19 protein-coding genes and 1 tRNA gene are annotated in these 16938 nt (G+C 56.0%); 3 read left to right on the top strand and 17 right to left on the bottom strand.

The annotated features are described in order from the left end of the window. Positions 1–47: 47 nt before the first annotated feature. From KP702_RS07350 to KP702_RS07320, 7 genes are all read right to left on the bottom strand, one after another. A tRNA-Pro gene (locus KP702_RS07350) sits at positions 48–124 on the bottom strand. A gap of 61 nt (positions 125–185) precedes the next feature. Continuing rightward, positions 186–1076 carry a MerR family transcriptional regulator gene (locus KP702_RS07345; RefSeq protein WP_215768723.1) on the bottom strand — a complete coding sequence of 297 codons (891 nt, stop codon included), beginning with the start codon at positions 1074–1076 and terminating at the stop codon, positions 186–188. Then, positions 1030–1353, bottom strand: a complete 324-nt coding sequence (locus tag KP702_RS07340; protein ID WP_064273136.1) for an integration host factor subunit alpha — start codon at positions 1351–1353, stop codon at positions 1030–1032. The genes KP702_RS07345 and KP702_RS07340 overlap by 47 nt, the downstream gene beginning before the upstream one ends. Positions 1354–1425: 72 nt before the next feature. Continuing rightward, the gene (locus tag KP702_RS07335; protein ID WP_215768722.1) at positions 1426–2394 is read right to left on the bottom strand and encodes a beta-ketoacyl-ACP synthase III; all 969 of its coding nucleotides are present in this window, start codon (positions 2392–2394) and stop codon (positions 1426–1428) included. Positions 2395–2402: 8 nt separating this feature from the next. Then, positions 2403–3512, bottom strand: a complete 1110-nt coding sequence (gene plsX, locus KP702_RS07330) for a phosphate acyltransferase PlsX (protein WP_202207323.1) — start codon at positions 3510–3512, stop codon at positions 2403–2405. 63 nt (positions 3513–3575) lie between these two features. Further along, the gene (gene rpmF, locus KP702_RS07325; protein ID WP_046901404.1) at positions 3576–3779 is read right to left on the bottom strand and encodes a 50S ribosomal protein L32; all 204 of its coding nucleotides are present in this window, start codon (positions 3777–3779) and stop codon (positions 3576–3578) included. Positions 3780–3933: 154 nt separating this feature from the next. Continuing rightward, positions 3934–4515, bottom strand: coding sequence for a DUF177 domain-containing protein (locus KP702_RS07320; RefSeq protein WP_046901403.1), 582 nt, complete (start codon positions 4513–4515; stop codon positions 3934–3936). A 108-nt stretch (positions 4516–4623) separates the two neighbouring features. Here KP702_RS07320 and KP702_RS07315 point away from each other — a divergent pair, with 108 nt between their 5' ends. Next, complete coding sequence (locus KP702_RS07315) at positions 4624–5196, top strand: outer membrane protein assembly factor BamE (protein WP_086634131.1); 573 nt, start codon at positions 4624–4626, stop codon at positions 5194–5196. Between the two features lie 8 nt (positions 5197–5204). Here KP702_RS07315 and KP702_RS07310 read toward each other — a convergent pair whose 3' ends face one another. Genes KP702_RS07310 through def form a run of 4 tightly spaced genes read right to left on the bottom strand, consistent with a single transcriptional unit; the run spans position 5205 to position 8242 of the window. After that, the gene (locus tag KP702_RS07310) at positions 5205–6572 is read right to left on the bottom strand and encodes an ATP-binding protein (RefSeq protein WP_202207322.1); all 1368 of its coding nucleotides are present in this window, start codon (positions 6570–6572) and stop codon (positions 5205–5207) included. Continuing rightward, the gene (locus tag KP702_RS07305) at positions 6550–7248 is read right to left on the bottom strand and encodes a response regulator (protein WP_202207321.1); all 699 of its coding nucleotides are present in this window, start codon (positions 7246–7248) and stop codon (positions 6550–6552) included. The genes KP702_RS07310 and KP702_RS07305 overlap by 23 nt, the downstream gene beginning before the upstream one ends. After that, positions 7245–7727, bottom strand: coding sequence for a MarR family winged helix-turn-helix transcriptional regulator (locus tag KP702_RS07300; RefSeq protein WP_252348613.1), 483 nt, complete (start codon positions 7725–7727; stop codon positions 7245–7247). Before KP702_RS07300 ends, KP702_RS07305 begins: the two co-directional genes overlap by 4 nt. A 2-nt stretch (positions 7728–7729) precedes the next feature. Next, positions 7730–8242 carry a peptide deformylase gene (gene def, locus KP702_RS07295; protein ID WP_202207319.1) on the bottom strand — a complete coding sequence of 171 codons (513 nt, stop codon included), beginning with the start codon at positions 8240–8242 and terminating at the stop codon, positions 7730–7732. Positions 8243–8431: 189 nt separating this feature from the next. On the opposite strand from def, the gene rpsU reads away from it, so the two are divergent. Further along, the gene (rpsU, locus tag KP702_RS07290; protein ID WP_007283570.1) at positions 8432–8635 is read left to right on the top strand and encodes a 30S ribosomal protein S21; all 204 of its coding nucleotides are present in this window, start codon (positions 8432–8434) and stop codon (positions 8633–8635) included. A 134-nt stretch (positions 8636–8769) separates the two neighbouring features. On the opposite strand, the gene KP702_RS07285 is transcribed toward rpsU, so the two are convergent. From KP702_RS07285 to KP702_RS07260, 6 genes are all read right to left on the bottom strand, one after another. After that, positions 8770–10887: a prolyl oligopeptidase family protein gene (locus KP702_RS07285; RefSeq protein WP_215768720.1), complete on the bottom strand. Its 2118-nt coding sequence runs from the start codon at positions 10885–10887 to the stop codon at positions 8770–8772. 68 nt (positions 10888–10955) lie between these two features. Next, complete coding sequence (gene motA, locus KP702_RS07280; protein WP_046901396.1) at positions 10956–11822, bottom strand: flagellar motor stator protein MotA; 867 nt, start codon at positions 11820–11822, stop codon at positions 10956–10958. 26 nt (positions 11823–11848) lie between these two features. Then, positions 11849–12769, bottom strand: coding sequence for a flagellar motor protein MotB (locus KP702_RS07275; protein ID WP_202207318.1), 921 nt, complete (start codon positions 12767–12769; stop codon positions 11849–11851). A gap of 49 nt (positions 12770–12818) precedes the next feature. Then, positions 12819–14216, bottom strand: a complete 1398-nt coding sequence (locus KP702_RS07270) for a glycosyltransferase family 39 protein (RefSeq protein WP_237389936.1) — start codon at positions 14214–14216, stop codon at positions 12819–12821. 1 nt (position 14217) lies between these two features. Beyond that, positions 14218–15339, bottom strand: a complete 1122-nt coding sequence (locus KP702_RS07265) for a glycosyltransferase family 2 protein (protein WP_237389935.1) — start codon at positions 15337–15339, stop codon at positions 14218–14220. Continuing rightward, complete coding sequence (locus KP702_RS07260; protein WP_046902047.1) at positions 15339–15821, bottom strand: Lrp/AsnC family transcriptional regulator; 483 nt, start codon at positions 15819–15821, stop codon at positions 15339–15341. The genes KP702_RS07265 and KP702_RS07260 overlap by 1 nt, the downstream gene beginning before the upstream one ends. A gap of 98 nt (positions 15822–15919) precedes the next feature. Between KP702_RS07260 and trxB the strand changes: the two genes are divergently transcribed. Further along, positions 15920–16894, top strand: coding sequence for a thioredoxin-disulfide reductase (gene trxB, locus KP702_RS07255; protein ID WP_202207317.1), 975 nt, complete (start codon positions 15920–15922; stop codon positions 16892–16894). Positions 16895–16938 lie beyond the last annotated feature (44 nt).

Genomic DNA, 16938 nt, shown 5'->3' with positions numbered 1-16938 from the left:
AAGGCCTTTTACAAAAACATCATTTTTTCAGGAAATTACCGCAGGACTGGTCGGGCAGGCGGGATTCGAACCCACGACCCCCAGTCCCCCAGACTGGTGCGCTACCAGGCTGCGCTACTGCCCGTTCGTCCTGCGGTGGCGGTGGTTTAGCAGCGTAAACTCATCACCGCAATGGGGCATCTGCCTTATACAGGAAGAAGACTTCTCAAAATCTGAAGTTCTTCCAGAATTTCCTTCATTTCAGAACGCAGAAATTCGTTTTCTGCATCCAGATGCCTGACAGACGCAGCAAGATGCTGATTCGCATCCTGAAGAGCCAGCACTTCTTCTGTGTCATAAATTGAGAAAGGCGCTTCGGCTTCGGCTTCGGCTTCGGCTTCGGCTTCGGCTTCGGCTTCGGCTTCGGCGAATGTCCTTCCTGTCAGGCACTCGTCAAGCACCCGGTCAGCCTTTTCTTCCGGATCCAGAACTTCATGATGCTCTGAAAGTGACGCATCCTCTTCAACGTGAAGCACCGGCATTACACTTTCAGCAACATTCTCTTCTTCCAGTTCAGGAACGACAGTGTTTTCCTGTGCGGCAGGAGCTTCAGGAAAGATAATATCGTCTGTACCGTCTGCTAAAGCTGGTTCGGACTCTGGAACAAGCCCTTCATGGGCGCTTGCCATGCTCTCCGCAGCCTTGGGAGAAGCAGTGCGATTTTCCAGAGCTTTCCTGGCTTTTTCTTCCCTTAGAACCCTCAAAACGCCTTGGCCCTTATAGCCCTGCACGTAAAGAAGGTCCGAGATAAGGCGAAGCGTTTCAACGTGTTCCGGACTGTAGTAGCGACGACCACTCTCTCCACGAAATGGCTTCACCCCCGGATAGAGTGTCTCCCACGAACGTAGCCTGTGCTGCGGAATATGGAGTTCCTCCGCAACCTCGCTGATGGTTCTGTAAGCGTCTGGACCCTTTTTGATTTTCCCATTGGCGAAATCAGCCGGACTATCATCGGAAAAATCAATGCTATCGACAGAGTGGGAAGAATTATCAATCATCTGCGTCGTCCACATCGTCAGCATGGCTTTCCACGCCATTCATCTGGTCCCGCAGAAGTTGCGAAGACCGAAACACCAAGACAGCGCGAGGCAAGATTGGAACCTCAACCCCGGTTTTGGGATTTCGCCCGATGCGTTCTCCCTTCTGGCGAACGGAGAAGGTCCCGAAGCCACTTAGCTTCACGGACTCACCTGCTTCAAGTGTGGAGGAAATTTTCTCCAACACACTTTCCAGAATCATGGAGGAATCGTGCCGGGACAGCCCAACACGGCTATAGATGTGCTCGACAAGATTCGCGCGCGTGACTGTACTCATGACACATGCGTATCATGACGTTCAGAACAGTCAAAGGAATCAATCGTTAACCTTGAAAGACGATGCGCCGCATCACATGCGAACGAGCGCAGAACCCCAGGTCAAACCGCCACCCAGCGCTTCCATCAGAACAAGATCGCCCTTCTGGATACGACCGTCTCTGACAGCTTCATTCAGAGCCAACGGGATGGAGGCCGCAGACGTATTAGCGTGACGGTCCACTGTCACCACGACACGATCGGCAGGAAGAGCCAGCTTTTTGGCCATACCGTCAATAATACGGAGATTGGCCTGATGCGGTACAAGCCACTGAATATCCTGACCCGTCAGGTTATTGGCTTCCAACGCTTCATCAACAGCCTGGGAAAGCTTAACAACCGCATGACGAAACACTTCTCGCCCAAGCATTTTAAGATGTTGAGTCGTGCCTGCGCAGCCTACTGCCCCGTCAACGTACAGAATGTCCCCAGATCGACCGTCAGAATGAAGATGGGTCGAGAGAACACCCCCACCTTCTTCAGCTCCCGCTTCCAGAAGTACAGCGCCAGCACCGTCTCCGAACAGAACGCAGGTTGTGCGGTCATTCCAATCCAGCAATCGGGAAAAGACCTCGCTTCCAATTACGAGAACCTTTTTTGCCAACCCTGATTGAATGAACGAATTTGCCGAGGCCAAGGCGTAGACAAAACCCGAACATGCGGCACTGATGTCGAAGCCGAACCCTCTGGTTATTCCAAGAAGGGCCTGCACCTGAGTTGCCACAGCGGGAAAAACCTGATCTGGCGTTGAGGTGGCCACAATGATGGCGTCAACGTCGTCAGCGTTTACACCGGCCTGCTCAAGAGCCTGACGCGCAGCGGCGGCGGCCATAGATGCCGTCGTCTCATCACCTGAAACAATGTGACGCTGCGTGATTCCCGTGCGTGCCCGGATCCACTCGTCGGATGTTTCGATCTTCTGAGCGAGATCGTCATTCGTGACAATCGTGCGTGGCAGATAGCCACCCACGCCTGTCAGGCGGGCACGAAGGGGACCGGACATAAAGTTTCTCAGCTCACAGGTTCTGGGGCGACCGTGCTGGTAGCAGCAGAAGCCACATCAGCTCCCAGCATACCGAGCTGATCCAGACGGGCACGGATCTTGTCGTTCAGGTTATGGGTTACGGCATCCATTGCGATATCGACGGCTGCGGCAAAAGCTTCACCATCTGCGCCACCATGGGATTTCACAACAACGCCATTCAACCCGACAAAAACAGCGCCATTGTAACGCCGGGGGTCAATCCATTCCCGCATCCGCTCCAGGCCGGGGCGGACCAGCAAATAGCCGATACGGGTCAGAAGATTAGTTTCGAAAACACGCTTCAGCAGGCCGAAAGCAAGCTTCAAAGCCCCCTCGCCTGTCTTCAAAGCAACATTTCCCGTGAAGCCATCCGTGACAACCACATCCGTCGTCCCAGCGGTAATGTCATGGCCTTCAACAAAGCCATGAAACTGCTCCGCCAGAGCGCTTTCACGCAGACGTTCAGCGGCCTGACGCAGCCTTTCGTCACCCTTAAGGTCTTCTGAGCCGACATTCAGGAGCCCGACTGTAGGCTTTGGCAAACCAAGAGCAGCCTGCGCAAAGGCCTCGCCCATAACGGCGAATTCCACCAGATTGCGGGCATCGCAGGCGATGTTGGCACCCAGATCCAGCATGACGGTATCACCGCGCGCGGAAGGCTGCACGGCAACCATAGCGGGACGGGAAATTCCTGGAAGGGCTTTGACGATAATCTTGGCGAGAGCCAGCATGGCTCCGCTGTTTCCCGCAGAGACGACGCCACAGGCCTCGCCAGAGGATACAGCCTCCATAGCCATACGCATGGAAGAGCCACGAACGCGCAGAGCTGCGGTTGGCTTCATTTCCATTGGAATACTGGCTGGAGCGTGACGGATGTCACAGATGCGGGCAGCTTTGGGATATCGTGCCAGAGCCGGTTTCAAAACCGTCTCATCTCCGATCAGGAGCAGTCTGGCTGTCGGATGCCGATCAGCCGCCAGTTCAAGACCAGCGAGGACGATATCCGGTGCCCTGTCTCCCCCCATTGCGTCGACGGCAAGGGCATAAGGCCCTAGGGCCGCTGTGTCACGAACAGGCGTGACAGGCGCTTTAGACATTAAGACAGTTTCCCGGACAGCATCGCAGATGCGGATACCCCATCAGAGCATCCGCAGAAGAGATCAGGCGCGGACGGCCGTCTTCAGGCTCTTGCCTGCTGCAACAACTTCACGACCATCGTAATGACCGCAGTGGCTGCAAACATGGTGCGGGCGCTTCAGTTCGCCGCAGTTCGCGCATTCTGCATGCGCTTCAGCCTGCAGGGCATGGTGGCTGCGACGCATGCCAGCACGGGACGGCGAGGTCTTTCTTTTAGGGACGGCCATGGCTTTTATGCCTCTTTCTGCTTCTGTGTCGGCACCCTTGCTCCGCTCCCAGCGGCATCCGGTGCCCCGTTGTTCGTCGTCTCGTATTTACGCCGAGTTCAGGCGGGCGGCTCTAGCAGAGCAAACGCAAACCCGCAAGCTAAAGCGAGGGATTTTATTCTTTTTTATCCCCGTTCTTCAGACCCACGAGCGCTGCAAATGGGTTTGGGCGACGCTCTGACTCAGGCAGGTCCTCGGACTGATCGTCCCCTTCTTCCCCTTCCGCAGGTGCCACGTCAACAGCATTTTCGAGACCGGCACCCGGAAGACGAGGATATGGGTCCAGCATCAGGGCCAGTTGTTCGGCAGCGGCTTCGCCAATGTCCAGCGCCCTGCCATCATGGGGAACGTCGTCAGGGGCATCCAGATTAATGGAATCGATGTCGAATTCATCTTCCGGCATCTGGGATTCCGGAATGAAGCGCAGAACAAAGGTCTCGGCGAGCACATCGTCAAATTTTTCTGCCGTAATGACGCATTCCTGTGTCACCTTTGCGCTCAGACGGCCCTGAGCAAGAATTTCGGTCTTGCTTTCAGGTGTCAGAACGAAGCGACACTCAAGGTGATGCACTGCCGGAATGCCAAACCGCCGCGCCAGGGCTTCACGCTCCTGCGGGGTTGCCGTCACGGTTTCTTCTGTTCCTGCCCCTACCCGACTCAGGGGGATACGACGTGAAAATTCGGGAGAATGAGACATTTGAGCACTCCATCCCCGGTTACATAGGGGAAATCGTTGACAGGCAGGTATCGTTTAAGGCACCCGCAGGGTTGAGCGGTTCTCTTGCACAGGATAGTTTCCGGTTCCATGAATAACGCATCTTTTCTGACGACCAAAAGCAGAACACGTCTTGTGCAACGCCTCGGTTTCACCGGTTTGGCCTGTGCTCCGCTCCTTCTGGGAGGATGCTCGGTATTCAGCCCGATTCCCGAGCCGCGGGGTTCGCTCATCGAGAAGACCGACTATGCCCAGCTGGTGCCAGGCACCAGCACACGGTCTGACGTACTCGACAGCCTCGGCTCCCCGACCGCACACGCAACCTTTGACGACAACACATGGATCTATGTGTCCATGATCACGTCTCCAACGCCGCTGGGCTTCCCAACGGTCGACAAGCAGCAGGTTGTGGTTCTGAATTTCGACAATTCTGGCGTACTGCGGAAGATGGATACCCTGAACCGCAAGGATTCCATCCGCGTCGGCATGGTGGGCGCCACAACCCCAACGCCGGGCACCAAGACGTCGGTCATTCAGGAGCTGCTGGGTAACGTTGGCCGTTACAACCCAATGAGCAACATGAGCAGCACATTTGGTGGCAGCCAGGGCCCGTTGGGCAACCAGGGCACGGGCAATGGTGGTGCGGGTAATACCCTCCCCTGATCTTCCGCTTATTTTGGCAGGCTGAGCAGAACGCCCAGTCCGCCAAGCGGGCTTTCGAGCAATCTAATCGTGCCTCCATGGGCATGAATGATGTCGCGGACAATCGTCAGCCCAAGCCCGCTTCCCCCATTACTTCCTGATCGCGCTGAGTGCAGAATTGTCTCTCGCTGATCAGGCGGAATGCCGGGGCCATTATCTTCCACAGTAATCTCGACCCTTCGCTCCCCTTCCCAGAGGGAAATTCGCATGGCACCCCCATGCCGTCGGGCATTGTCTGCCAGATTGGTGAGCGCGCGCTTCAGAGCATCCGGGCGTACGGGTATTTCAATCCCTTCCCGCCCTTCGACCCCCAGAACCTGACCACCGGCACGTTTTGCAGCCACAGCGACCTCGTCAATAAGGGATCGTAAATCCGTTGGAACAGGGCGTTCAGACCCCTCTCCACGCGCAAAAGACAGGTAGCTCCCGATCAGCCGCTCCATATCTTCGATATCAGTCACCATATCCTGAATATCGGGCTGAATATCTTCCGCCTGGATGCGCCCCTTCGTCGGAAGCATTGCCATACTAAGGCGCAATCGCGTTAAGGGGGTCCGCAGATCATGGGAAACCCCCGCCAGAACCGCCGTCCTTTGCGCGACAAACCGATTAACGCGATCCTGCATGCGGTTGAACGCGATGGCAGCCTGACGCACCTCACGCGCGCCTTGCGGGCGGATAGCGCCCTCGTCGCGCCCTAACCCGAAAAGCTCTGCAGCCTGAGCAAGCCGACGGATGGCACGCACCTGATTGCGCATGAACAGTGCTGCAATAATGAAAAGAAGGGCCGAACTGCTGAAAGCCCAAGCGACAAACATCCAGATCGGGCCGATACTGAGCCTCTTATGAGGCGTCAGAACGTCCAGCACACCGTCAGGCAATGCGATAGAGACTCTGACGGTTTCCGGAACGGCAGACCAGTCTACAAAGAAAGGTCTCCCCAGCCCCTGATGCAGAGCACGCTCAAAATCATCATCAATCGGACCGAGGACATGATTCGTTCCTTCACGACTTAAAGTCGCCTTCGGATGGAAAACGAATTCAAGCTGGGTTCTAGCTGAAGCATCCCGGAGAAGAGCCTCGCGTCGATCCTGCTCGGGGGTACGCTCCAGCATCGACATGACGAGCGATACCTCCCCCGTGATGCCATCAGAGAGGCGACGGGAGACGACATTCAGATATGTCCCGTAAAACAGGATCAGGACGATTGCCTGCGTGACGAGTAGTGGCGTCAGAACGATCAACATGGATCGTCCCAGCAAGGAGCGCGGCAGAACACGTCGCAGCGGGCGATCCAGCCGCCCCCAGCGATCTTCAGATCCCGGGTTTGAGAACATAACCCTTCCCGCGAACCGTATGGAGAAAACGTGGCTCCTTGGGGTCAACCTCAATGCGCCGCCTGAGACGCGTTACCTGCACGTCCACAGCCCGCTCGCCAATCTCATCCATGTCGAGCGCCTTGGCGATTTCCTCACGTGACATGACGACACCAGGGCGGGAGGTCAGCACCCCCAGCAGGGCAGCCTCTCCTCCCGTCAGATGAACAGGGCCATCCGGGCCAGTGAGGAGGCCACGCGGCACATCAAATTCCAGCACTCCCAGCCGCAGAACGGAGGGCACTTCGGAAACCGTAGATACGGCGGGCGTAATCCTTCGTAGATGTGCCCGCAGGCGAAGCAACAGCTCTCGCGGCTCAAACGGCTTCCCAAGATAATCATCAGCACCGGATTCCAACCCGTCGATCCGATCCGCAGGCTCTCCCCGCGCCGTCAGCAGAAGGATCGGCAACGACAGACCCTCAGCCCTGAGCGCCCGTGTTAACGAAACACCATCTTCGCCCGGCATGGTGACGTCCAGAACGATGGCATCAGGCTGGATCAGTTGCAAAACCTCACGGGCCTGACGGGCATCCTGTGCCGTTGTGACCCGATAACCGTTTTCAGCGAGATAGCGCTGCAAGAGCCTGAGCAGGCGCGAGTCATCATCGACAACAAGAATATGCTCATCACTCATCGAAACCCTCCTCCTGGCGCAATCTGAAGAGGCGAAAGAACGCGCTTGAMCCCCTCAACCGCCGTTACTCCTGCCTCCCTGTAAGCCTTCGTCATGACTTCACGGATCAGCTGAAAAAGCTGTCGCTCAATCGCCTCCCCCTCAGGCGTGAGTTTGAGCGGACGCTTGCGCCGATCATGACGGTCTTCTTCCTGCACCAGAAAGTTTCGATCACGTAGGTCTCCCAAGGCACGGCCCAGGGACTGCTTTGTAATCCCGAGGCTGGCCAGCAGAGCGCTAGGAGTGATCCCGGGGTGAGCCGCAACCAGAAAAAGAATTCTGTGATGCGCCGAGCCCAGCCCATTCTCTCGCAGCAACGTCTCACACTCGGAATTGAGACTGCGCCACGCAAGCATGAGCGCTTCGTAGGACTGACGGATCTGTTCTTCACGGAGGTAAAGATGGGCAGTCGCAGAAGGTGGTCCGTCCGGAAGGCGCATTGTCACCGGACTATTTCCTCAACATATCCGAAGCGACTGAAATCCTCGATGCGCTGCGGGTACAGGATGCCATCCAGATGATCGTTCTCATGTTGAAGAACATTGGCATGAAAACCGACCGCCTCGCCTTCGACCACGTCTCCATTCTCATCCACACCACGATAATGGACCTTGGCATGACGGATAACATCACCCCTCAGCCCCGGAATCGAGAGGCAACCTTCACCGCAAATCATCATCTCCTCACCAAGAGGTGTAATTTCCGGATTGATCAAAACACGCGGTAACATGGCCTGTTCAGGGTCCGAAACCCGGTTCGCCGGCACACGATAGACGAAAAGACGCAGGGGGTGATGAACTTGCGGAGCAGCCAACCCGGCACCATTCGCATCGACCATTGTGTCGAGCATGTCTTTGATCAAATGGCGGATTTCCGGGGATGTTGGGTCAGAAACGGGTTCTGCGACCTGGTGCAGGACAGGGTGGCCCATACGGGCAATCTTGAGCAGAGCCATGAGCTTCCTCGATCAGTTGCAGAACGTTAACGCATAAATCCGCTGCAGATTGCGCATGGATAAAAATCAGCACAAGCACCATCGAATGAATTGCACATCTCCAAAAGAGTGTGTTAAGGGCTCCATCCCAATTGGATTGCCATATCACGGGTGACGCTAAAGGCGGGCCCAGAAGGAGTTGACGGCACCGTGCAGGTACTCGTTCGTGACAATAATGTTGACCAGGCGCTAAAGGCGCTCAAGAAGAAGATGCAGCGCGAAGGCGTGTTTCGTGAGATGAAGCTGCGTCGCCACTTCGAGAAGCCCTCTGAGCGTCGCGCCCGCGAAGCAGCAGAAGCTGTTCGTCGTGCCCGCAAGATGGAGCGCAAGCGTCTGGAGCGTGAAGGCTTCTAAAGTCCTTCCCGTTATCTGAACGGACGAGAAAAGCCGCAGCCCTTGGGGGCGCGGCTTTTTTTTATTGCCTTACACACCAAAATTCTGGGAGTTGCCTCCTCACCTTTTACGGCAAGGAAGCAGGCATCCCCTTTTCAGCGTGGATCCATCAGCCTACGGCTCAGATAAATCGCCTCCAGAGCCCGTTCATGCGCCACTTCAGCGGCATTGACAGTCCCGGCGTGGCCACCTTCCGTATCTTCATAATAGAAGAAGGGTACGTGAAGCTCCTGAAGGCGCGCCGCAAACAGGCGGGCATGCACAGGGCCAACACGATCATCTCGGGTTGAAGTGAAAATGAATGGTGTTGGGTAGCGTACATCTGGCTTTAAGGCCTGAAGCGGTGAGGTCTTATCCCAGAACGCTTTTCCCTCGGATGTAGACACACTTCCGTATTCAGCAGCCCATGAGGCGCCTGCCGCCATGTGCTCATAATTCAGCATATCGAGCAACGGCACACCGATGATGGTCGCGTTCCACAGCTCCGGATGCTGCGTGAATTCTACCCCCATCAGCAAGCCACCATTAGATCGCCCACGAATACCCAGACGCTTGGCCGACGTAATGTTTCTGGAAAACAGGTCCCGGGCCACGGATGCAAAGTCATCATAGGCATACTGACGCCCTGCGTGACGCGCGGCTTCATGCCAGGCTGGGCCGAACTCTCCGCCACCCCGGATGTTTGCCATCACGTAAACCCCACCACGCTCGAACCACGTGATCCCAAGGTCTGGATGATAGACAGGCAGGTACGATAGGCCAAAGCCACCATAGGCGGTCATGAGCGTGGGGTTGGCACCATTCTTCGTCCAGTCTTTCGCATGCACAACAAAGTACGGGACCTGCGTTCCGTCTTTACTGGGCGCAAAAAGCTGCTCGACAGTGAGCTTGGACGAATCAAACAGTTCGGGCTGGCTATAGAGAAGCTGTGTGTTCTGCTTGGCGGTATTGACGCTCCAGATCTGCGGCGGCTGAATGAAGCCTTCGAGCTGGAGATACGCTTCTGAGCTGTGGGGATCAGAAGAGACAATACTGGCGGCCATGTTCTTGGGCAGCTCAATGCCCCGCCCAGACCAATGGCCGTTCGAGGCCCGGCGATAGAGCATCAGTACGGGCTGAACATTGTCATACATAACAACGATAAGACCATCCTTGGTTGCCGCGATAGCGCCATCCATTCCATCCCCGATTGTCTGCCGCTGGGTCGGAGTGACAATGATCTCGGGGGCCTGAGGATGATCTGGATCTACCGCTACAACACTGTCCGCGGGAATAGCCCCCTTCACCGTTGACCAGTCCTGGAGCAGATGGAAGACCAGTTGGCCATCCTGATAGCTCAAACCGTCATATTTTTCCGGCATGGGCAGTTGGACTGTTTTGAGCGTTACGGGATCCAGTCGTTCAACTTCGCTATGGAAAAAATCCTTGTGCCGGTCGATCAGGACGACCTGATGCCCCTGCCCGTCCCGCAGGACAGTGGGAACGACTTCCATGTCCTGACCGGTTCCACGGAACACTTCCTGAGCCTGAGACAGGCTCTGCCCGCGCTTCAGGGCACGGACAACATATGGGTACCCTGACGTTGTCAGACCGGCATCGGTCGTACCCCAGTCTCGAGAGACCAGGATTGTATCCTTATCGAGCCATGCGACCGCCTGCTTTCCGTTTGGTAGCCGAAAACCGTTCTGCACAAACTGATTGGTGCTCGTGTCGTATTCTCGCAGTTCGTGCGCGTCTTCACCCGCATTGGACAAGCCCAGAAGGCAGATCCGATCTGCTGGTTCCAGACAGTTCAGCCCTTCCATAACCCAGTTGGCATGTTCAGACCGAGAAAGCTCATCCAAGTCAAAGCGCATCTTCCATAGCGGATGTCCGCTTTTGAAATCAGCCTCTGAAGTACTTCTCCAGACCCCGCGGGCATGAACTTTGTCCTGCCAGAAATTCCAGATCTCTCCCGCCATTTGCGTGGGAACAGCGAGACGATCCGGTGACTGCTGAGCCGACAGGATCCGATCATAAAGCGGCTTGTATCTGGGGTCAGAAGCCAGAGCATTCTGCGTTTTTTTATTTTCAGCCTTCACCCAGTGAAGGGCTGGTCCGCCATCGACCTGCTCAAGCTGAGCCCTTGAGGGAGTAGCCGTAGCAGCCTGTACCGACGCAAAAGGAAAAAGAGGAAGTAAGAGACAGAGAGCCCGCAGTGCGGAGGGACGCATGCCTGATCCTTTCGGCCGTCATTCATAGTGATGACGGCATCGTAAAGATCACCCACGGGAAAACAACCTCACCCCACGGCAACGGCACTGACAGCCTCTTCGACCTCCTGAAAGGTCGGCATGAGGTCACAGGGAATGCTTTTGCGGCCGATTTCTACACTGACCTGAGGCGCATTCCCTTGCAGGTGCGCGACAATGACGGAACGAACCAGATCAAGATAAGACGCCTCTTCTTCCACAACGCCACCGAGACGGCCTGCAATCGGGGCAACAATGCCATATGCCAGCAGAATACCGAGGAACGTTCCGACAAGCGCACCAGCAATCATCTCGCCCAACACGATAGGAGGCTTGCTGATGGATGCCATAGTCTTGATCACGCCGAGAACGGCAGCAACAATTCCGAGAGCTGGAAGAGCATCGGAAACAGATTGCAGTGCGTGAGGAAGATGCATCTCCTCCCGCAGGTTCTTTTTAAGCTCCCGTCCCATCACGTCGTCCATCTGGAACGGATCTGTCGCATTCATGCCTGCCATCCGCAGGTAATCGCAGATAAAGGAACAGACCTGTCCGTTATCGCGAATCTTCGGGAACGCCCCGAAGATTGTACTGCCTTGGGGATCTTCAATATGGCTCTCAATAGCCATCATCCCCTTGCTGGCCGCCAGCTTGGTCACGTGGAACAGCAGCCCCAAAAGTTCAAGATAATCCTGTCGACCGTACTGCGAGCCTTTCATGGCTTTCTTCAAGCCTGCCGGAAGGTGTTTCACAGCGGAAATTGAGTTGGCCATGACAAATGTGCCAATCGCCGCCCCCAGAATTGTCAGCAATTCAAAGGGCATGGATGCAAGCAATGGACCTATGGCGCCTCCTGATGCCACGAAGGAGCCAAACACGCAGGCAAGAACGACGCCAAGGCCGATAAGAATAAACATTTCAATATTTCCTGACGGGGGACTTGCTACGGTTGATCTGGTGACAGAACCAGAACGACGCGTCTGTTCCGTGGACTTAGCGGATTGGCATGATCAAAAAGGTTTCTATCGGCATAGCCACTGACGGTTTGCAGACGTCGGTCTGGAAAGCCCGCCTGTACAAGCACATCCCTCGCCGCAACCGCGCGGCTACTGGACAGGCTCCAGTTGGATGGCAAACCGGCTTTGTAAGGGGCCGCATCCGTGTATCCGGCAATGGAGAGGTGCCCGGGGAGCTTTTCAAGATAAGGAGCGACTAGCTTCAGGAGTTGAAGGGCACGCGGCGTTGGAGTAGCAGAGCCCAGCGCAAACATTGGCTGATGCTCGGAATCTGCAATCTCCACGTGCAACCCGTCATCACCAACCTTAACGGAGACCTGATCGCGCACGTCTGCCAGTTGTGACGGGGCATTCAGGGCTCTAGTGATCTGATCGGCAGCACTCTGGAAGGCCGGCTTGTGGGGAAATGCCCTTTGGCCGGATACAGGTTCTCCTGGCTCGATCTGCCCATCGCGCAGAACTACAATCTGTGCGCTGTGCTTTTCCGCATCTTTTTGGGAAAGATGTTTCTGTCCTGATGGACCGTCATCTGGATTTGGCCCCGCGGTCTGACCGGGCTTGACCGCCATAGGGCGATCAGAGGACGCGATGGGAGAGAGATCAGGCATGACGCTCAGTTTGGGTGGTGCGTCCTGCTGAACTGCTATCGGATTAAAGAAATTAGCGATGCCCTTACGTTGCTCTTCTGTCGTGGCATTGATGAGCCACATGACCAGAAAGAACGCCATCATGGCCGTCACGAAGTCCGCATAGGCAATCTTCCAGCTTCCGCCGTGATGGCCACCTTCTACAACTTCAAAACGCTTGATGATGATCCTGCGCTCGTCCTTGCCGTTTGCTTTCGACATGCTGCCTCCTGAGAGAGGTCAGTATGGCAATCAAAGGTTAAGGAGAGCTTTAAGTCCGCCTTGGCAACTGCACACCAGACGGCATTTTCACAACGTCAACGCGGTAGCACCGCACATTATGGCCATGGCTCTGGCGACACAGCGTGTCCTGATCCAGCACTGCGGGAATGCGGTGAAGCTCTTCAATTTTTAAACCGAGCGGCACCTCAGCAGACGGAAAAGAAAACAGGCTCCACCTTGGATCTGATCCCAGAACTGGAAGACTGTTCTGTGTCAAAGCGAGTTGAGATGCGAGACCATACTCTTCAGCTATGAAAGCCGATGCTCCCGTCTCCTGAGCACGAGCGACAAGTTTTTGACTGAAATCGGGCCATCCAGCCGTCTGTCGCTGGATCGGATCTTTAGCGGCGGGAAACGGCAACGGAGAGAAAACGGCTTGCCCATAAACCAGCACGGTCAAGACTATTCCGCTGATGACCGGCCACCGAACACTCCGACCTGTTTCTATCGCAGCCAGAGCCAGGACGGGATAAACAACAGCCGGCCAGTTTGCCTGTACTCGATCGCCCAGAGCATGCGTGACAAACACAGCGAGAGGCAGAAGGCTTAGCCATGCCAGAAGTCTGTTCCGTTTGATGCACGCCCAGCCACCCAGAGCAAAGAGCCCGAAAACAAGGGGGGTCGCCAGACCAATCTGACCTCCGAGAAGCTCCAGCAGAAACTGGGATGCACGAGCCAGATGCCAGTCGCCTGCTCGTCCACCCTGTTTCAGCAGGCTGACCCAATGATGGGATGCATTCCAGAGAAGGACTGGGGTCGTCGTGATGATCAGAAGCGGAATTGCCAGCCATGGGCCAGCTTGCTTCCTGAGCCTCGGGGTCGTGAGAACTGCCCCCCCAAGGGCTAAACCGATCAGAACAGCAGTATATTTTGAATCAAAGGCGAGACCGAGCAAAACACCCGTTAACAGCCACCAGCCTGTTGTTCTGCTCCCCGACGACGAGACGGCTTTTCCTAGTGCAAAAAGAGACACCGAAACGAAAAATACCAGCGGTGTATCCGGTGTCATGGTCGCTGATCCAAGTCCGAGCATCAGCGTTGCATTCAGGAGAAGAACGGCCTGAAAGCCTGATACCGGCCAAGGGCGCGACGGGAGCAACAGCCTGGCCGCATGGTACAGGGCCCAGCTTCCGGGAAGAACGGAAAGCGGCCCGAGCAGACGCACCCCCAGAGACGTGTCGCCAGCCAGCCATGTCCCAATTCTGATCCAGAGGGCTACCATGAAAGGATGGTCGAAATAGCCACCCTGAAGATGGCGGGACCACACCCAATAGTAAGCCTCATCGGGCGTGAGCGGCAGACATGCTGCCAACCCGAGGCGCGTCACAGTCAGGGCAACAAGAAGCGCCCAGAACAGGCTGGCCTGCTTCTTGAAATTATCAGTCACGTCAGCGCCAGATGAGAGTGGAAGACACAGCGTAATTCCAGACGACACCGATCACGGCCCCTGCGGCAGACGCACGGTCCCAGTGCCCATGGCCAACATCGTGCAGCACCATACGGGCCACCCCGATATTAGCGGCCGCCCCGAGAGAACAGACGGCGAAGAAAATAATTAATCCCACCCACATCTTCGCGCCCTTCAGGCGACGGTCATGATAAGTGAGACGGTTGTTGAGCAGGAAATTTGTCAGGATGGCAACGGCCGTTCCAACCAGTTGAGACTGAGAAAAATCCATTCCTCCCAGTCGGGCAATCTGCATCACGGCAACATTCACGACCACACCAACAAGCCCAACCAGCGCAAACGCCAGAAAACGGGATGGCAGCCAGCCATGCGTGACTTTATCCAGAATCATCATTGCGAACTGGAGAAGAACAACGACATCCAGCTTGCTTTCTCCCGCAAGGCGCGGACGGAAAACAAAGGGTACTTCCGTGATCTTCACGGGCTTTGGCGCAGACATCGCCAAATCCAGCAGGATCTTGAAGCCGGTTCCGGAAAGTTTTGGAAGAACAGCCTGAAAAAGCTCTCGCCGCATGGCAAAGAACCCGCTCATCGGATCAGTCAGGCGGTGCGGCAAAACCGATTGAGCGGCACGAATGCCGGTGTCTGACAGGAGATGCCGCCAATAACCTGCCAGCCCGGCGTTGTCTCCGCCTTCTACGTGGCGGCTGGCGACAACAATATCGGAGCCGGCATCAAGATCTACCAGCATTTTGGGCAGAACAGTCTCCTCGTGCTGAAGGTCCCCATCCATGACCGCCACATACGGTGCGCTGGACGACAGAAAACCTTCAATAACAGCAGATGAGAGACCCCGACGTCCTACCCTTTTGATGACCCTTACACGAGGATCATTATTCGCAACTTTTGAAACGCGCTCGGCAGTTCCGTCCGGGGAGTTGTCATCAACAAAAATGACTTCCCAACGTTCTCCTTCAAGAGCTGCATCCAAAGCCGCGACAAGGGGAACAACATTCTCTGCCTCATTATAGCAGGGAACAATAATGCTGATCCGGGCAGGCAAAAGCATCCCAGCGCTAACCGTTGGGGATGCTTCTGCCATCAGATAGGAACTCCAGCCAGATCACGACTGGTATGGATGGTCTGGAGTGTCTGCACCCGCACGACGTGGACACTGTCTGTCAGGCGACGGGTCAGAATGTTCTGGTGGGCAGCATCACGAGCGACGAGACGGACGAGGAAGTCTCCTCCGCCACGGATCATATGACACTCGCGTGTTTCGGGCCAGGCACCGACCTGCGCCTCAAATGCCTCCAGAACACTTCCCTTCTGGCTATCGAGACCGATGAGGGCATAAAAATTGAGCGACCAGCCAAGAAGGGCTGCGTCAACTTCTGCATGATACCCTTTGATGATGCCAAGTTCTTCCAGACGCCTGACACGCCTCAGACAGGGGGGAGCGGAAATACCGGCGCGTTTGGCCAGCTCCACATTGGTCATACGACCGTCTGCCTGAAGCTCGGCGATGATCTGCCGGTCAATGGCATCCAGTTCAACGGGGATGGAAGAGAAAGAAGCGTTCATTTGAATCTGACGTATATGGCAGGTGGCAGCGTCCGCAAAGATGGCACATGCGTCTGAAAGCTCTATATGAGGGGTCAAAACACGGACGAGGATCGATCATGCCTGAAATCCATCATACGGACCTTCTGGTCGTGGGCGCAGGCCCCGCTGGCTACACTGCCGCCATTTATGCCGCACGCGCCAGTCTGAAACCGATTCTCGTGACTGGTCTTCAGCCTGGCGGCCAATTGACCATCACGACCGACGTCGAAAACTACCCTGGCTTCGCGGCGCCCATTCAGGGCCCCTGGTTGATGGAGCAGATGCGCGAACAGGCTGAACATGTCGGCACACGCCTGATCTATGACCTGATTACCGAGGCAGACCTGAAGACCGGTCCGGCCGCAGATGGATACTTTCATCTGAAAGGCGACTCAGGGGACGAGTTTCTTGCACGTACAGTCGTGATCGCAACGGGCGCCCAGGCCAAATGGCTTGGCCTCGAGTCGGAAAAGCGCCTTCAGGCTGGCGGCGTTTCGGCGTGCGCAACCTGTGACGGCTTTTTCTATCGCGGTAAAACGGTTGCAGTCGTGGGTGGCGGCAACACGGCCGTGGAAGAGGCGCTCTATCTCACTCACCACGCTGACAAGGTTCACGTTATTCATCGCCGGGACGGTTTCCGGGCAGAACGCATTCTGCAGGAGCGTCTTTTTGCGAATCCGAAAATCGATGTTCACTGGAACCGTGCTGTCGAAGAAGTTCTTGGTGCGGGAACGCCGGAAGTTGTGTGTGGCGTTCGTCTGAAGAACACTCAGACGGGAGAAAGCGAAACTCTGCCCGTTGATGGCGTGTTCGTCGCCATCGGCCACAGCCCGAATACGGGGCCGTTCCGCCATGAAGTGGCTTGTGACGAAGATGGATATATCATCACGGAAGCTGGTGGAACGCGCACTTCAGTAGAGGGTGTTTTTGCCGCAGGCGACATTCAGGATCGGATTTATAGGCAGGCTGTGACGGCTGCGGGTACAGGCTGCATGGCCGCTCTGGAAGCCGAACGCTACATTTCTGGCATACCTGCTATGACAAAAACTTGACCCTCGTCGCAGGTTCAGACAGTTTCGTCCCTTCAACGACACAC

It is taken from the genome of Gluconobacter sp. P5B12 (assembly GCF_018812035.1).
In the GTDB taxonomy this organism is placed as follows: domain Bacteria; phylum Pseudomonadota; class Alphaproteobacteria; order Acetobacterales; family Acetobacteraceae; genus Gluconobacter.
This window is presented reverse-complemented; position numbering and strand designations above follow the sequence as displayed.

Bases quoted from the DNA above. Each gene is read 5' to 3' on its own strand.
- KP702_RS07345 (WP_215768723.1), bottom strand. From the start codon at position 1,076: ATGGCGTGGAAAGCCATGCTGACGATGTGGACGACGCAGATGATTGAT.
- KP702_RS07340 (WP_064273136.1), bottom strand. From the start codon at position 1,353: ATGAGTACAGTCACGCGCGCGAATCTTGTCGAGCACATCTATAGCCGT.
- KP702_RS07335 (WP_215768722.1), bottom strand. From the start codon at position 2,394: ATGTCCGGTCCCCTTCGTGCCCGCCTGACAGGCGTGGGTGGCTATCTG.
- plsX (WP_202207323.1), bottom strand. From the start codon at position 3,512: ATGTCTAAAGCGCCTGTCACGCCTGTTCGTGACACAGCGGCCCTAGGG.
- rpmF (WP_046901404.1), bottom strand. From the start codon at position 3,779: ATGGCCGTCCCTAAAAGAAAGACCTCGCCGTCCCGTGCTGGCATGCGT.
- KP702_RS07320 (WP_046901403.1), bottom strand. From the start codon at position 4,515: ATGTCTCATTCTCCCGAATTTTCACGTCGTATCCCCCTGAGTCGGGTA.
- KP702_RS07315 (WP_086634131.1), top strand. From the start codon at position 4,624: ATGAATAACGCATCTTTTCTGACGACCAAAAGCAGAACACGTCTTGTG.
- KP702_RS07310 (WP_202207322.1), bottom strand. From the start codon at position 6,572: ATGTTCTCAAACCCGGGATCTGAAGATCGCTGGGGGCGGCTGGATCGC.
- KP702_RS07305 (WP_202207321.1), bottom strand. From the start codon at position 7,248: ATGAGTGATGAGCATATTCTTGTTGTCGATGATGACTCGCGCCTGCTC.
- def (WP_202207319.1), bottom strand. From the start codon at position 8,242: ATGGCTCTGCTCAAGATTGCCCGTATGGGCCACCCTGTCCTGCACCAG.
- KP702_RS07285 (WP_215768720.1), bottom strand. From the start codon at position 10,887: ATGCGTCCCTCCGCACTGCGGGCTCTCTGTCTCTTACTTCCTCTTTTT.
- motA (WP_046901396.1), bottom strand. From the start codon at position 11,822: ATGTTTATTCTTATCGGCCTTGGCGTCGTTCTTGCCTGCGTGTTTGGC.
- KP702_RS07275 (WP_202207318.1), bottom strand. From the start codon at position 12,769: ATGTCGAAAGCAAACGGCAAGGACGAGCGCAGGATCATCATCAAGCGT.
- KP702_RS07265 (WP_237389935.1), bottom strand. From the start codon at position 15,339: ATGGCAGAAGCATCCCCAACGGTTAGCGCTGGGATGCTTTTGCCTGCC.
- KP702_RS07260 (WP_046902047.1), bottom strand. From the start codon at position 15,821: ATGAACGCTTCTTTCTCTTCCATCCCCGTTGAACTGGATGCCATTGAC.
- trxB (WP_202207317.1), top strand. From the start codon at position 15,920: ATGCCTGAAATCCATCATACGGACCTTCTGGTCGTGGGCGCAGGCCCC.